We start from the raw sequence: 14,503 nt of genomic DNA, 5'->3' as shown, positions 1-14,503 counted from the left end.
CTCCAAGACCATCCGTGTATAGAGATGTGACAGAGAGTGACCGGTCTTGGTTGCAAAGAGCAAGGAGGATCAAGGGCGTGCCGGAGCAAATTTCAGGCACAAAAAAGCCGCCCATCAGCGGCTTTTCTGGTGAAGATCGGCTTACTTCAAGCCGGACATCTTCTCGATGGCGCCTTTCAGTTCTTCATCGGTACAGGTCATGCACGTGCCTTTTGGCGGCATGGCGTTGATCCCGGTGATGGCCTTGGCCAGGATGCCATCGAGGCCGCCCTGGTGATCGGCACGTTCTTTCCAGGCTGCGGTGTCACCGATTTTCGGTGCGCCCAGCAAACCTGTGCCGTGGCACGCGCTGCAATGCTTGGCAATGATGTCGTCCGGGCTTTGAGCACCGCCGCCACCAGCTGAAGCGACGACATCCATGCCTTTACATTCTTCGCCCTGAACACAGACTTTGCCTACAGGCTCGAGACGTTTTGCGATGTCATCGTTTGTTGCCGCTTGAGCGTTGACTGCCCAAAGGGCCAATACAGTTGCTGGTACGGCCAGCATTTTCATAATTAGGTTCACGCGTACACCCTCAATGGTGGCTATTCACGCCCACAACCACGGTTTCGCGGGCGGCAAAAGTATAACGGTTAGCCCGCCACTCTGAAACAACCCTAAAGACAAAGGGGGAATAGAGATGGCGAAATGCAGCTGCGGATGCCTCTGCCCATAAGCAGGGCGCCTCTTTTCTTAGAAATTCGCCGGGGTGGCTGCGCTGATTAGTCGCGCTGCGACATCGAACGGATTGCGAAAACGGTGCGGCTTGGAGCTTTCGAAATAGTAGCTGTCGCCGGCTTCGAGCACGAAGGTCTCAAGACCTACGGTCAACTCCAGACGGCCTTCCACCAGGATTCCGGTTTCTTCGCCTTCGTGGGTCAGCATTTCGTCCCCGGTATCGGCGCCCGGTGGATAGATTTCGTTAAGAAATGCGATGGCCCGACTCGGATGCGCCTTGCCGACCAGTTTCATGGTCACGGCACCATCTGAAATGTCGATCAATTCATTGGCTTTGTAGACAATTTGCGTCGGTTTTTCCTGAAGGATCTCTTCGGAAAAAAATTCGACCATGGACATTGGAATGCCACTCAGCACTTTTCTCAGGGAGCTTATTGAAGGGCTCACGCTGTTTTTTTCGATCATCGAAATAGTGCTGTTAGTGACGCCCGCACGCTTGGCGAGTTCACGCTGTGACAGGCCTTTAAGTTTGCGGATGGATTGCAGTCGTTCACCGACGTCCAATGCGGGAGCCTCCTAGGGGTCAGGTTCAGGTCGAGAAGCCGCCATCATGGCGATAGCGTTCAGTATTTACAACACTTCGACTTCAAACCTGTACACCCATTTTGCTCCGCACATTGGATACAACTCATCAGTTCCCGGAATAGAGGCGCGGGGCTCGTTTCAGGTTGCAAAAAATCTGGTAAGGAATGGTGTCAGCCTTGGCCGCCACCTCACTGGCGAGGATGGTTTTGCCCCACAACTCGACGGGTGAACCGAGGCCGGCTTGCGGCACATCCGTGAGATCAATGCACAGCATGTCCATCGACACCCGCCCCAGCAGCTGGCTGCGTACACCGGCCACCAGTACCGGGGTGCCGGTGGGCGCCTGACGCGGGTAGCCATCGGCATAACCCATGGCCACTACGCCGACGCGCATTGGTCGGGTGGTGATGAATCTGGCGCCGTAGCCCACCGGCTCGCCTGCCGGCAATTCGCGTACGCAAATGACTCTGGATTCCAGGCTCATCACTGGCTGCAGGCGGGAAGCTTGAGCCTGCGGCTCTTCAAACGGGGTTGCCCCGTACAGCATGAGCCCCGGACGGACCCAGTCACTCGGGGTGGTTGGCCAGCCAAGGATCGACGGCGAGTTGCGCAAGCTGACTTCGGCAGACAAGTCCGCACGGGCCGCCTGAAACACCGCCAGCTGTTCTTCACTGCGGCTGCAGTCCAGTTCATCGGCGCGGGCGAAGTGGCTCATGAGTACGATTTTTGCCACTTTGCCGCTGGCCTGCAGGCGTTGGTAGGCGGCTTTGTAATCATGCGGGTGCAAGCCGACGCGGTGCATGCCGCTGTCGAGTTTTAACCACACCTGAATCGGTCTGGCGAGGCGGGCCTGCTCGATCGCGTCGAGCTGCCACAGCGAATGCACCACGCACCAGAAGTCGTGCTCGACGATCAGCGGCAGTTCATCTGCTTCAAAAAAACCTTCAAGCAGCAGAACAGGGGCGCGAATGCCTGCCGCGCGCAGTTCCAGGGCTTCTTCGATACAGGCAACAGCAAAGCCGTCAGCTTCAGCCTCCAGGGCCTGGGCGCAACGAACGGCGCCATGGCCGTAGGCGTCGGCCTTGATCACGGCGAGGGCTTTGGCCCCCGTCACTTCACGGGCCAGTTGGTAGTTATGACGCAGGGCTTGAAGGTCGATCAGGGCACGGGCTGGGCGCATGGCGGCGGGCTTCTAACGGCTGTTGAATAAAAAACCGGCGCCAACCCGTGGCTTGACCACGGTGGCACCGCAAGAGGGACAGTTATGACATCAAGGGTGTTATGGCAGTGCCGCGATAACCGACAGTTCCACCAGAATTTCCGGTTCACACAGCTTGGCTTCGACCGTTGCGCGTGCAGGCTGTACGCCTTTAGGCAGCCACTCGTCCCAGACACTGTTCATGCCGGCAAAGTCGGCATCGATGTTCTTGAGGTAGATGGTGACCGACAGGATGTGGCTTTTGTCGGTGCCCGCCAGGTCCAGCAGGTGCTCGATATTTTTCAGGGTTTCGCGGGTTTGTTGCTCGACCCCGGCATACATGTCATTGCCGACTTGCCCTGACAGGTAAACAGTGCCGTTGTGAGCCACGATCTGGCTCATGCGTTCATTGGTGAGCTGGCGCTGGATTGCCATGTTTTGCAGTCTCCTGGTGGTTTCCGTAACGGGAAATATCAAGGCCTTCGGCGCTGATCTGTGGCGTCTTTTTGGCCATCACGTCAGCGAGGAAGCGACCGGAGCCGCAGGCCATGGTCCAGCCGAGTGTGCCATGACCGGTGTTCAGGAACAGGTTTTTAAATGGCGTCGGGCCCACGATCGGCGTGCCGTCCGGAGTGGTCGGGCGCAGGCCGGTCCAGAAACTTGCCTGGCTCAAATCACCGCCCCGAGGATAAAGATCATTGACGATCATCTCCAGGGTTTCACGCCGGCGTGGATTGAGCGACAGGTCAAAACCGGCTATCTCGGCCATGCCGCCGACACGGATACGGTTGTCGAAACGGGTGATGGCGACTTTGTAGGTCTCATCCAGAATGGTCGAGGTGGGGGCCATGGCCGGATCGGTGATCGGGATGGTCAGCGAGTAGCCTTTGAGCGGGTAAACCGGGGCCTTGATGCCCAGTGGCTTGAGCATTTGCGGTGAGTAGCTGCCCAGGGCCAGTACGTAGCGGTCAGCGGTTTCGAGCTTGCCGTCGATCATTACGCCATTGATGCGATCGCCCGCGAAGTCCAGGTGCTGGATATCCTGACCGAAGCGGAATTCGACACCCAGGTTTTTAGCCATTTCAGCCAGGCGGGTGGTGAACATCTGACAGTCACCTGTCTGGTCATTCGGCAGGCGCAGGGCGCCGGCCAGAATGTCAGTGACACCGGCCAGTGCCGGCTCAACCCGGGCGATACCCGCACGGTCGAGCAGCTCGTAAGGCACCCCGGACTCCTTGAGTACGGCGATATCTTTGGCTGCGCCGTCCAGTTGGGCCTGGGTGCGGAACAATTGAGTGGTACCGAGGTTGCGAGCCTCGTAGGCAATACCGGTTTCGGCGCGCAGTTCATCGAGGCAGTCGCGGCTGTACTCGGACAAACGCACCATGCGCTCCTTGTTCACGGCATAGCGGCTGGCGGTGCAGTTGCGCAGCATCTGCGCCATCCACAGGTACTGGTCGATATTGGTGGTGGCCTTGATCGCCAGGGGCGCGTGGCGCTCGAGCAGCCATTTGATCGCCTTGAGCGGAACGCCCGGCGCGGCCCATGGCGATGCATAGCCCGGGGATACCTGGCCGGCGTTGGCAAAGCTGGTTTCCATCGCAACGGCTGGCTGACGGTCTACGACGACTACATCGAAACCGGCTCGGGCCAGATAATAGGCGCTGGCAGTACCAATAACGCCGCCACCCAATACCATAACTCGCATATTTATTTCCCTCATCGCGGCCAGCCGCAGACGTTTATTGTTCAAAGCGAAGATGAGCGCAGTATAAGAAGCATTTGCCAGTGGATTTCACTGTATAAAAAGCTATATTTGGCGACAATTCTCGGCCAAAACGCTTTTTACAAAGGAGATTCTCCTATGCGTACAAATCATCAGACAAAGCGTGAACTGGACAAGATCGATCGCAACATTTTGCGCATCCTGCAGGCCGATGGCCGGATCTCGTTTACCGAGCTTGGAGAGAAGGTAGGGTTGTCGACCACGCCCTGTACCGAGCGGGTACGCAGGCTGGAACGCGAAGGGATCATCATGGGCTACAACGCCCGGCTCAACCCCCAGCATTTGCAGGGCAGTTTGCTGGTGTTCGTCGAAATCAGCCTCGACTACAAGTCAGGCGATACTTTTGAAGAATTCCGCCGTGCAGTGCTGAAATTGCCCCACGTACTGGAGTGTCATCTGGTGTCGGGTGACTTCGACTATCTGGTCAAGGCGCGGATCAGCGAGATGGCCTCGTACCGCAAACTGCTGGGCGATATCTTGCTCAAACTGCCCCACGTGCGTGAGTCCAAGAGCTATATCGTGATGGAAGAGGTGAAAGAGAGCCTGAATTTGCCGATCCCGGATTGACCCCCGGGGCTCTGCAGGAGCGAGCTTGCTCCTGCAGGGGCAGGAAGGTTCTAGACCAGCACCTGGCGGGTACTGGCGATGTATTCATGCACCAGCTTCTCCGCCGAAGGATGGATCATTTCCACCGGGCGGCGGCCATTAGGGCACGGCAAGGTCGGGGTGGTGCCAAACAGACGGCAGATCAGCGGGCGCTCTTCATACACAGTGCAGCCATTGGGGCCCAGGTGTACGCAGTTCAGCTCGTCCATGGCCGCCTCTTGTTCGGCAGCGGTCTTGCGTGGCAGGCGGGCCATTTCTTCAGATGAGGTGGTCACGGGCCCGCAGCAGTCATGGCAACCCGGAACGCATTCGAACGACGGGATCTGCTGCCTGAGAAAGCGGATTTTATGACTGTTACAGCTCATCTAAGGCTCACCGGATTTGAAAAGGCCGCAGAGTCTGCCCGAAAAGCCTCACTCTAGACAGGGCCGTCCGGCTGTTCTTGCCCCGCAGGAAGGGCCGGGCTTATGCTCCGTCAAATTTTTCTAACATGAATAATCAGGATTAATCACATGAGCGCCCCGGATCCGCGCAGCCAGCACACCGCTTCTTATTACGCCGCCAGCAGTCTGCCGCAGCCCGATCATCCGGTGCTGCAAGGTGAGCATGTGGCTGATGTGTGCGTGGTGGGCGGCGGCTTTTCCGGCCTGAACACGGCGCTGGAGCTGGCCGAGCGCGGCATGAGCGTGATTGTGCTCGAAGCGCACAAGATCGGCTGGGGCGCCAGCGGGCGCAATGGCGGGCAACTGATTCGCGGCGTCGGCCACGGGCTTGAGCAGTTTGAAGGGATCATCGGCAAGGACGGTGTGCGGCAAATGAAGTTGATGGGCCTGGAGGCGGTGGAAATCGTGCGCCAGCGGGTCGAACGCTACAACATTGCCTGCGACCTGACCTGGGGTTATTGCGACCTGGCCAACAAGCCTCGCGACCTGGAAGGTTTTGCCGAAGAGGCCGAAGAATTGCGCGGCTTGGGTTATCGCCACCAGACCCGTTTGCTGCAAGCCAACGAAGTGCACAGTGTGGTGGGTTCGGACCGTTATGTCGGAGGCCTGGTCGACATGGGCTCGGGTCATTTGCACCCGCTTAACCTGGCGCTGGGTGAAGCCGCTGTCGCGACGCAATTGGGCGTGAAGCTGTTCGAAAACAGCGCGGTAACCCGGATCGATTACGGCCCTGAAGTGCGGGTGCATACGGCTCAGGGATCGGTGCGGGCCAGGAGCCTGGTGCTGGGCTGCAATGCCTATCTCAAGGATCTCAACCCGCAACTCAGTGGCAAAGTACTGCCTGCGGGCAGTTACATCATTGCCACCGAGCCGTTGAGTGAAGCCCAGGCTCATGCTTTGTTGCCGCAGAACATGGCGGTATGCGATCAGCGTGTGGCGCTGGATTATTACCGGCTTTCGGCGGACCGGCGTTTGCTGTTCGGTGGTGCCTGCCATTACTCAGGCCGCGACCCGCAGGACATCGGCGCTTACATGCGGCCGAAAATGCTCGAAGTGTTCCCGCACCTGGCCAATGTAAAAATCGATTACCAGTGGGGCGGGATGATTGGTATTGGCGCCAACCGCTTGCCGCAGATCGGTCGTCTGCCGGATCAGCCCAACGTGTATTTCGCCCAGGCGTATTCAGGACATGGGGTGAACGCCACGCACTTGGCCGGCAAGCTGCTGGCCGAGGCCATCAGCGGCCAGCAAAGCCACGGTTTTGACCTGTTCGCCAAAGTCCCGCACATCACCTTTCCGGGCGGCAAGTACCTGCGTTCGCCGTTGCTGGCGCTGGGCATGTTGTGGCATCGGCTCAAAGAGCTGGGTTAACCCGCCCCCCCCTGCAGGCGCTCGCTGCTGCCAGTCAGGTCAAGAGCGCCAGAACGGTTTGCAGCCTTCGCGCAGGGCCAGCTCCGGGCTCAAACCCACGTCCCGCAGCTGCTGTGCATCCAGCTGGAGCAAGGCCCGGCGGGTGCGTGAGCGGTGACAGAACAGGCCCCAGCGGCTTAAAGCGGCAGGTGAACTGACGACCTGAAAAGATTCGTGCTCAGCCTGTAATTGCGGGCCGTGTAACGTCAGACGCACATCGCTTAAACCATTCATTCGCCAGCTCCTTTTGACTCGGTTGCTATGAGTCAGCATGATGGCCTTGCGTCAAAAACCATGACAGATTCAGCAAACTGTTTTTATATGCATACAGATTCGTCTTTTTAGAGCCTGAATCCTCGGTTTATAGCCCATCTGTACCGGTCAATCTTTCGAGAGCACCGCCATGACCCTATACGTCAACCTCGCCGACCTGCTCGGTACGCGCATCGAACAGGGCTTTTATCGCCCCGGCGACCGCTTGCCTTCAGTGCGTGCATTAAGCGCCGAACATGGTGTGAGCCTGAGTACGGTGCAGCAGGCGTATCGGTTGCTGGAGGACAATGGCCTGGCTTCGCCGCGCCCCAAGTCCGGATACTTTGTACCGATGGAGCGCCAGTTGCCGGCCTTGCCGGGCATGGGCAAGCCCGCTCAGCGGCCGGTGGAAATTTCCCAGTGGGAGCAGGTGCTGGAACTGGTGCGCTCGGTGCCGCAAAAGGATGTGATTCAACTGGGGCGCGGCATGCCCGACGTTACTGTGCCGACCATCAAGCCTTTGTTGCGCAGCCTGGCGCAAATCAGTCGCCGCCTGGACTTGCCCGGCCTGTATTACGACAACGTCTACGGGGTGCTGGCCCTGCGCGAGCAACTGGCGCGCCTGCTGCTCGACTCGGGCTGTCAGTTGAGCCCCGACGAGATAGTGATCACCACTGGCTGCCATGAAGCGCTGTCATGCAGTATTCGGGCGGTGTGTGAGCCGGGAGATATTGTGGCGGTCGATTCGCCGAGCTTTCACGGCGCCATGCAAACCCTCAAAGGGTTGGGCATGAAGGCGCTGGAGATACCCACCGACCCGCTGACCGGCATCAGCCTGGATGCGCTGGAGCTGGCGCTGGAGCAGTGGCCGATCAAGGCAATCCAGATCACCCCCAGTTGCAACAATCCGCTGGGCTACATCATGCCCGAGGCGCGCAAACGGGCCTTGGTGACCCTGGCCCAGCGCTTTGACGTGGCCATTATCGAAGACGATGTCTACGGTGAGCTGGCCTACACCTACCCTCGCCCGCGGACCATCAAGTCGTTCGACGATGACGGTCGGGTGCTGCTGTGCAGCTCGTTCTCCAAGACCCTGGCCCCGGGCCTGCGGGTAGGCTGGGTCGCGCCGGGCCGTTATCTGGAGCGGGTGCTGCACATGAAGTACATCTCCACCGGCTCCACCGCGCCGCAGCCGCAGCTGGCGGTTGCCGACTTTTTGAAAAACGGTCATTTCGAGCCGCACCTGCGCAAAATGCGCACCCAATATCAGCGCAATCGCGATTTGATGCTGGGCTGGATCAGCCGCTACTTTCCACCCGGTACCCGCGCCAGCCGGCCTCAGGGCAGTTTTATGCTGTGGCTTGAACTGCCCGAGGGGTTTGATAGCTTGCGCCTCAATCGCGCGCTGCTTGAGCAGGGGGTGCAGGTCGCGGTGGGCAGCATCTTTTCTGCCTCGGGCAAGTACCGTAATTGCTTGCGCATGAACTACGCTGCCAAGCCAACGCTGCAGATTGAAGAGGCCGTGCGCAAGGTCGGTGAAACGGCCAGCAAATTGTGGGCTCAGGCGGCCGGTCACGCGGACAGTTGAACGGGGCACCGTACGTTGAAATCACTCTGCATGTTGTTTTTCGCGCTGTTGCTGGGAGGTTGTAGCACCTTGGATGTACCTCGAGAGTCAAGTCAGGCTACCCCCGCGGTGGATTCATCCTTTGGCCGCTCGATCATGGCTCAGGCGGCGCCCTACCGGGGCCGCTCGGGGTTCCGTTTATTGCCCAACAGCGGCGAAGCCTTCCGGGCCCGGGCAGAGCTGATCCGCAATGCGCAGAGCAGTCTTGATCTGCAGTACTACATCGTCCACGACGGGCTGAGTACGCGGATGCTGGTTGATGAGCTGCTCAAGGCGGCAGATCGCGGGGTGAGGGTACGACTGCTGCTCGACGACACCGCCAGCGATGGCCTGGACGATATTCTGGCCACCCTGGCGGCCCATCCCAATATTCAGGTCCGCCTGTTCAATCCGCTGCAATTGGGACGTGGCACGGGGGTGACCCGGGCGATGGGCCGGCTATTCAATCTTTCGCGCCAGCACCGGCGCATGCACAACAAGCTGTGGCTGGCCGATAACAGTGCGGCGATTGTCGGCGGGCGGAATTTGGGCGATGAGTATTTCGATGCTCAGCCGGATCTGAATTTCACCGACATCGACCTGCTCGGAGTGGGGCCGGTGGCTGAGCAACTGGGGTACAGCTTCGATCAATACTGGAACAGTGCCCTGAGCCAGCCCATTGGTGATTTTGTTTCGGCACGGCTGTCCCGGTCGGAGCTGGCCAGGGCGCGGGAAAAACTCGAGGCGTCGCTCAAACTGGCACAACAACGCAACAACACGCTGTACCAGCAACTGGCTTCGTATGAAACCAGCCCGCAGCTGGATACCTGGCGCAAAGAGCTGATCTGGGCCTGGGGTCAGGCCTTGTGGGATGCACCGAGCAAGGTGCTGGCCAAGGACGAGCCGGATCCGCATTTGTTGCTGACCACGCAACTGGCGCCGGAACTGGCCGGGGTGAACAAAGAGCTGATTCTGGTCTCGGCCTACTTTGTGCCGGGTGAAACCGGGCTGGTGTACCTGACGGGCCGTGCGGATGCCGGGGTCGATGTACGTTTATTGACCAACTCCCTGGAAGCCACGGACGTGCCGGTGGTGCATGGCGGCTATGCCCCCTATCGCAAGGCGTTGCTGGAGCATGGGGTCAAGCTCTTTGAGCTGCGGCGCCAGCCCGGCAGCCACCCGGGCAGCGGTCCGCATCTGTTTAAACACGGGATGAGCAGCGATTCGAGCCTGCACAGCAAGGCGATGATTTTCGACGGGCAAAAATCCTTTATCGGCTCGTTCAATTTCGACCCGCGTTCGGGCTTGTGGAACACCGAGGTCGGGGTGCTGGTGGACAGCCCGCAGCTGGCGGACGAGGCGCGCAAGCTGGCGTTGCAGGGCATGTCGCCGGCCTTGAGCTACGAGCCGACCCTGGAGCAGGGCAAGATCGTCTGGGTAACCGAAGACAATGGCCGGTTACATGCGTTGAGCCACGAGCCGGGCAACTGGTGGCGCCGGCTGAACGCCTGGTTCAGCAAGAGCGTGGGGCTGGAGAAAATGTTATAACCACCCAGGCCCCTCTGCAGGCGCGTGTTTTATGCGGCTGTTTGCTCTGCGCCAAAGGCGCCCTGGCGCAACACCAGGATCACCAGCACCAAGGCTCCGGCGGCCATGAACAGCGGCAAGGCATGGCCGCTGATCCACTGGCTGCCAGCACCTGCGGCCAGCGGCCCGATCAGGCAGCCAATGCCCCATAGCTGTGCAATGTGGGCATTGGCACGTACCAGCGCGTCGTCACGGTAGCGCTCACCGATCAGAATCAACGACAGGGTGAACAGGCCGCCTGCGCTGGCGCCGAAAATCACCCACAGCGGCCAGATCAACAGGGTATTGAGCAACAATGGCACCGCCAGGCTCGACAGCATCAGCAGCACCGCGCAACCGGTGAACAACGAACGCCGGGACAGGCGGTCGGCCAGCGCACCAATCGGCAGTTGCAGCAGGGCATCGCCCACCACCACGGTACTGACCATTGCCAGGGCGATGTCGGCGGTAAAGCCCTGACGCAGGCAATAGACCGGCAGCAGGGTCAGAATCATGGCTTCAAAGGCCGCAAATAACCCTACAGCCCAGGCGATGGCCGGCAAGCCTCGACAGAACTCCAGCAAGTCCTTGAAGGTCACGCTGTACGCTTCGGTGACGGGGGCGCCATCGCGGCCCATCAGCAGCAAGGGGGCCAGCGTCAGCAGAGCTACGCCGATCCAGAATCCGTAGTCCTCTTCAGAGCCAACCAGGCCCAATAGCAGGGGCCCGGAGAGTTGGCTCAAGGCGTAGGCCGAGCCATACAGTGCGACCAGGCGGCCGCGCCATTGTTCGACCACCAGTTGGTTGATCCAGCTTTCACCGAGAATAAAAATGATCGTGAGCACTACCCCGATCAGCAGTCGCAGCACCAGCCACACCGGGTAGCTGGGCAGCAACGCCAACAGCCCGATGGACAGCGCGCCACACCACAAACACAGACGCATCAGGGCTGGCGTACCAAAGCGCGAGGCCAGTTTGCTGGCCAGGCTGGCGCCCACCAGCACGCCGATTGCCGGCATGGCTGCCATCACGCCAATTGCGAACCCGCCGTAACCCCAGCTTTCGAGCCGGAACGACACCAGCGGCATGCTCACGCCCAGCGCCAGGCCGACGCTGAGTACCGAGGCCAGTACGGCGAAGTAAGTCGCCCAACGCATCGCTGTGCTCCTGTGGATAACTGGAAATAAAGGTTTGAAACAAATGTGGGAGCGGCTGCTCGCGATGCTAGCACCGGGGTCCATAGCGCAGACCGGGTGCGATCATCGCGGGCAAGCCCGCTCCCACAGGGTGTTACCAGTGTTGTGTTACAGCTTGATCCAGGTGGATTTCAGCTCGGTGTATTTGTCGAATGCGTGCAGCGACTTGTCACGGCCGTTACCCGACTGTTTGAAGCCGCCAAACGGAGCGGTCATGTCGCCGCCATCGTATTGGTTGACCCATACGCTACCGGCGCGCAGGGCTTTGGCAGTCAGGTGAGCCTTGGAGATATCGGCTGTCCAGACTGCAGCCGCCAGGCCATATGGCGTGTCGTTGGCAATCTGGATCGCTTCTGCGGCGCTGTCGAAGGCGATAACCGACAAGACCGGGCCAAAAATTTCTTCCTGGGCGATTTTCATCGCGTTGCTCACACCGTCGAAAATGGTCGGCTCAACGTAGGTGCCACCGGTTTCCTGCAGGATTCGTTTGCCACCGGCAACCAGTTTGGCGCCTTCGCTGTGGCCGGCTTCGATGTACGACAGCACAGTGTTCATTTGCTGAGTGTCGACCAGGGCGCCCACGGTGGTGGCCGGGTCCAGCGGATTGCCCGGCTTCCAGTCCTTGAGCGCTTCGATCACCAGCGGCAGGAATTTGTCTTTGATGGAGCGCTCGACCAGCAGGCGCGAACCTGCGGTACAGACTTCGCCCTGGTTGAAGGCGATGGCGCTGGCAGCGGATTCGGCAGCGGCTTGCAGGTCGGGAGCATCGGCGAAGACGATGTTCGGGCTCTTGCCGCCGGCTTCGAGCCAGATGCGCTTCATGTTGGATTCGCCGGAATAGATCATCAACTGCTTGGCGATTTTGGTCGAACCGGTAAACACCAGGGTGTCGACGTCCATGTGCAAGGCCAGGGCTTTGCCGACAGTGTGGCCGTAACCTGGCAGGACGTTCAGGACGCCAGCCGGAATGCCGGCTTCAACGGCCAGTGCCGCAATGCGGATGGCTGTCAGTGGCGATTTTTCGGAGGGCTTGAGGATTACCGAGTTACCGGTCGACAGCGCCGGGCCGAGCTTCCAGCAGGCCATCATCAACGGGAAGTTCCACGGCACGATGGCGGCGACTACGCCGACCGCTTCGCGGGTCACCAGACCCAACTGGTCGTGGGGGGTGGCGGCGACCTCGTCGTAAATCTTGTCGATGGCTTCACCGCTCCAGCTCAGCGCACCGGCTGCACCGGGGACGTCGATGTGCAGCGAGTCGCTGATCGGCTTGCCCATGTCCAGGGTTTCAAGCAGGGCCAGTTCTTCGGCGTTTTGCTTGAGCAGATCGGCAAAGCGGATCATGGCGGCTTTGCGCTTGGCCGGTGCCAGGCGCGACCAGACGCCCGACTCAAAGGTTTTGCGTGCCACTTCTACGGCGCGCTGGGCGTCAGCTGCATCGCAGCTGGCAACTTTGCCCAGCAAGCGGCCGTCGACCGGGCTGAGACACTCGAACGTTTCATTGGAGACCGCGTCGGTGTATTCACCGTTGATGTAGGCGCGACCTTCGATTTTCAGCTGTTTGGCCCGTTGTTCCCAATCAGCACGCGTCAGGGTGGTCATTCGAGTGTCCTCCTCTTATTAAGAATTGCAGCGCTCAGGCTTTGGCATGGCGCGTCATGGATGCTGTCCGATTCACTAAAGTGATCAGTACGAGACATCCGCCACCCTAAACCAGTGGCCCTGGAACTTTCAATATATTTGACACATGTGTCGCAAACGGCAAGGCTTGTTCGTTTTAATAAACATCAGCTTTTGTCTTTCTGACCACACACGCAGCAATTTCGGGGGTACAAAAATAATGAGCATTGCCACAATCGTCGACTTCAGCACTGCCAAAACCCAGGCTGACCGATTCAGTCCTGCGCCGGAAAAAGTGCTCAAGGGTAATCCGGAGCAAGTTGTCCACAACCATTACGACAGCCCTTGCGGGCAGATGAGCGCGGGGGTGTGGGAAGGTGCTGTGGGGCACTGGACGGTCAATTACACCGAGCATGAATATTGCGAAATTCTGCAGGGCGTTTCAGTTCTGCGTGACCAGGAAGGTAACGCCAAGACCCTGCGGGCCGGTGACCGTTTTGTCATCCCTGCCGGCTTCAGTGGCACGTGGGAAGTGCTGGAGCCATGTCGCAAAGTTTACGTCGTGTTTGAACACAAACCCTGAGCCGATAGATGGCGGCTGAGGATCGTGGCGCAGGAGGGGCAATGGTGACCATGAAACTGAGTCAGGCCGGGAAATGCAGGGAAGTGCCGGTCTCACGTTGAACCGTCAGCGCTGAGCAACAAAAAAGGCCCGTATCGTGAGATGCGGGCCTTTTTTGTAAGAAGTAAAACCAATTACTTGATTTTGGCTTCTTTGTAGATCACGTGCTTGCGAACCCGCGGATCGAATTTTTTGATTTCGATTTTGTCCGGAGTGGTGCGCTTGTTCTTATCTGTGGTGTAGAAATGGCCTGTACCAGCGCTCGACACCAAACGGATCAATTCACGCATGATTAGCTCCCTTAGATCTTGCCATCGCGGCGGATTTCGGCCAGCACGACAGTGATGCCACGCTTGTCGATGATGCGCATGCCTTTAGCAGATACGCGCAGACGAACAAAACGTTTCTCTTCTTCAACCCAGAAGCGGTGATGCTGCAGGTTCGGCAGGAAACGACGACGGGTTTTGTTATTTGCGTGGGAAATGTTATTCCCAGTCACCGGACCCTTACCGGTAACTTGACAGACTCTCGACATGCCTCAGCCCTCTAAAACCACATGCCCAACCCGGCATGGGTTGGCCGCTTAATCTCTCAGTCATGGCGCCAGGCGCCGCGTTTCTTTAAGGGTCTTACCGGCTACACCTACAAACGAAGGAACCGGGCCCCTAGAAAAGAGCGCTGCTTTATACCAGAAAGACTAAAGAGCAACAACACGAACTGTGGTTTGCTGTAATTAATTAAGTCGGCAGTCTAACGGCATTTCGCGCTAAAGCCTATGCCTGCTTGGGTTTTACCGCTCGTCGCGAGATGAAAGGTTTCAGTGCGAAAATTGCGCTTTATTGCAGTCGGCGACGGCCGCGACAAGGGCGGACGGGTCTTGATATGGCCGAAAA

The 14,503-nt window shown here is 59.0% G+C and carries 16 protein-coding genes; 5 read left to right on the top strand and 11 right to left on the bottom strand.

The annotated features are described in order from the left end of the window. Positions 1 to 141: 141 nt before the first annotated feature. The 5 genes from EQV90_RS12185 to dadA all read right to left on the bottom strand — a co-directional run bounded on the left by EQV90_RS12185 (position 142) and on the right by dadA (position 4,211). Complete coding sequence (locus EQV90_RS12185) at positions 142 to 555, bottom strand: c-type cytochrome (RefSeq protein ID WP_003437850.1); 414 nt, start codon at positions 553 to 555, stop codon at positions 142 to 144. A 180-nt stretch (positions 556 to 735) separates the two neighbouring features. Beyond that, complete coding sequence (locus EQV90_RS12180) at positions 736 to 1,284, bottom strand: cupin domain-containing protein (protein WP_003437848.1); 549 nt, start codon at positions 1,282 to 1,284, stop codon at positions 736 to 738. A gap of 127 nt (positions 1,285 to 1,411) precedes the next feature. After that, a complete protein-coding gene (alr, locus tag EQV90_RS12175) occupies positions 1,412 to 2,485 on the bottom strand; it encodes an alanine racemase (RefSeq protein WP_240878146.1) in 1,074 nt (357 codons plus the stop codon). A gap of 99 nt (positions 2,486 to 2,584) precedes the next feature. After that, the gene (locus tag EQV90_RS12170) at positions 2,585 to 2,938 is read right to left on the bottom strand and encodes a RidA family protein (protein WP_003437845.1); all 354 of its coding nucleotides are present in this window, start codon (positions 2,936 to 2,938) and stop codon (positions 2,585 to 2,587) included. Further along, positions 2,910 to 4,211: a D-amino acid dehydrogenase gene (gene dadA / locus EQV90_RS12165; RefSeq protein WP_003437843.1), complete on the bottom strand. Its 1,302-nt coding sequence runs from the start codon at positions 4,209 to 4,211 to the stop codon at positions 2,910 to 2,912. The genes EQV90_RS12170 and dadA overlap by 29 nt, the downstream gene beginning before the upstream one ends. Positions 4,212 to 4,367: 156 nt before the next feature. On the opposite strand from dadA, the gene EQV90_RS12160 reads away from it, so the two are divergent. Continuing rightward, positions 4,368 to 4,856, top strand: a complete 489-nt coding sequence (locus EQV90_RS12160) for an Lrp/AsnC ligand binding domain-containing protein (protein WP_003437842.1) — start codon at positions 4,368 to 4,370, stop codon at positions 4,854 to 4,856. A gap of 50 nt (positions 4,857 to 4,906) precedes the next feature. Here EQV90_RS12160 and EQV90_RS12155 read toward each other — a convergent pair whose 3' ends face one another. After that, positions 4,907 to 5,260 (bottom strand): YkgJ family cysteine cluster protein, encoded by a 354-nt coding sequence (locus tag EQV90_RS12155; RefSeq protein WP_003437837.1) that lies wholly within the window; start codon positions 5,258 to 5,260, stop codon positions 4,907 to 4,909. Between the two features lie 147 nt (positions 5,261 to 5,407). Here EQV90_RS12155 and EQV90_RS12150 point away from each other — a divergent pair, with 147 nt between their 5' ends. Beyond that, positions 5,408 to 6,709 (top strand): FAD-binding oxidoreductase, encoded by a 1,302-nt coding sequence (locus EQV90_RS12150; RefSeq protein ID WP_240878145.1) that lies wholly within the window; start codon positions 5,408 to 5,410, stop codon positions 6,707 to 6,709. A 39-nt stretch (positions 6,710 to 6,748) separates the two neighbouring features. Here EQV90_RS12150 and EQV90_RS12145 read toward each other — a convergent pair whose 3' ends face one another. After that, the gene (locus EQV90_RS12145; RefSeq protein ID WP_003437832.1) at positions 6,749 to 6,982 is read right to left on the bottom strand and encodes a DUF1127 domain-containing protein; all 234 of its coding nucleotides are present in this window, start codon (positions 6,980 to 6,982) and stop codon (positions 6,749 to 6,751) included. 169 nt (positions 6,983 to 7,151) lie between these two features. Between EQV90_RS12145 and EQV90_RS12140 the strand changes: the two genes are divergently transcribed. Beyond that, the gene (locus EQV90_RS12140) at positions 7,152 to 8,588 is read left to right on the top strand and encodes a PLP-dependent aminotransferase family protein (protein WP_003437829.1); all 1,437 of its coding nucleotides are present in this window, start codon (positions 7,152 to 7,154) and stop codon (positions 8,586 to 8,588) included. A 30-nt stretch (positions 8,589 to 8,618) separates the two neighbouring features. After that, positions 8,619 to 10,154: a phospholipase D family protein gene (locus tag EQV90_RS12135; RefSeq protein WP_029612719.1), complete on the top strand. Its 1,536-nt coding sequence runs from the start codon at positions 8,619 to 8,621 to the stop codon at positions 10,152 to 10,154. A gap of 29 nt (positions 10,155 to 10,183) precedes the next feature. Here the strand turns inward: EQV90_RS12135 and EQV90_RS12130 are convergent, their stop codons facing one another. Next, a complete protein-coding gene (locus EQV90_RS12130) occupies positions 10,184 to 11,329 on the bottom strand; it encodes an MFS transporter (RefSeq protein WP_240878144.1) in 1,146 nt (381 codons plus the stop codon). Positions 11,330 to 11,476: 147 nt separating this feature from the next. Further along, complete coding sequence (locus EQV90_RS12125; RefSeq protein ID WP_003437826.1) at positions 11,477 to 12,970, bottom strand: aldehyde dehydrogenase; 1,494 nt, start codon at positions 12,968 to 12,970, stop codon at positions 11,477 to 11,479. Between the two features lie 238 nt (positions 12,971 to 13,208). Between EQV90_RS12125 and EQV90_RS12120 the strand changes: the two genes are divergently transcribed. After that, on the top strand, positions 13,209 to 13,571 hold the full coding sequence (locus EQV90_RS12120) for a cupin domain-containing protein (RefSeq protein WP_003437825.1): 363 nt from the start codon (positions 13,209 to 13,211) through the stop codon (positions 13,569 to 13,571). 173 nt (positions 13,572 to 13,744) lie between these two features. Here the strand turns inward: EQV90_RS12120 and rpmG are convergent, their stop codons facing one another. Further along, positions 13,745 to 13,900, bottom strand: coding sequence for a 50S ribosomal protein L33 (gene rpmG / locus EQV90_RS12115; RefSeq protein WP_003437824.1), 156 nt, complete (start codon positions 13,898 to 13,900; stop codon positions 13,745 to 13,747). Between the two features lie 11 nt (positions 13,901 to 13,911). Further along, the gene (gene rpmB, locus EQV90_RS12110) at positions 13,912 to 14,145 is read right to left on the bottom strand and encodes a 50S ribosomal protein L28 (protein ID WP_003437823.1); all 234 of its coding nucleotides are present in this window, start codon (positions 14,143 to 14,145) and stop codon (positions 13,912 to 13,914) included. Positions 14,146 to 14,503: the final 358 nt, after the last annotated feature.

It is taken from the genome of Pseudomonas sp. TMW22089 (assembly GCF_022496645.1).
Lineage (GTDB): Bacteria > Pseudomonadota > Gammaproteobacteria > Pseudomonadales > Pseudomonadaceae > Aquipseudomonas > Aquipseudomonas paraversuta.
Note: the sequence above shows the minus strand (reverse complement) of the source record. Positions and strands in the feature narration are given on the sequence as shown.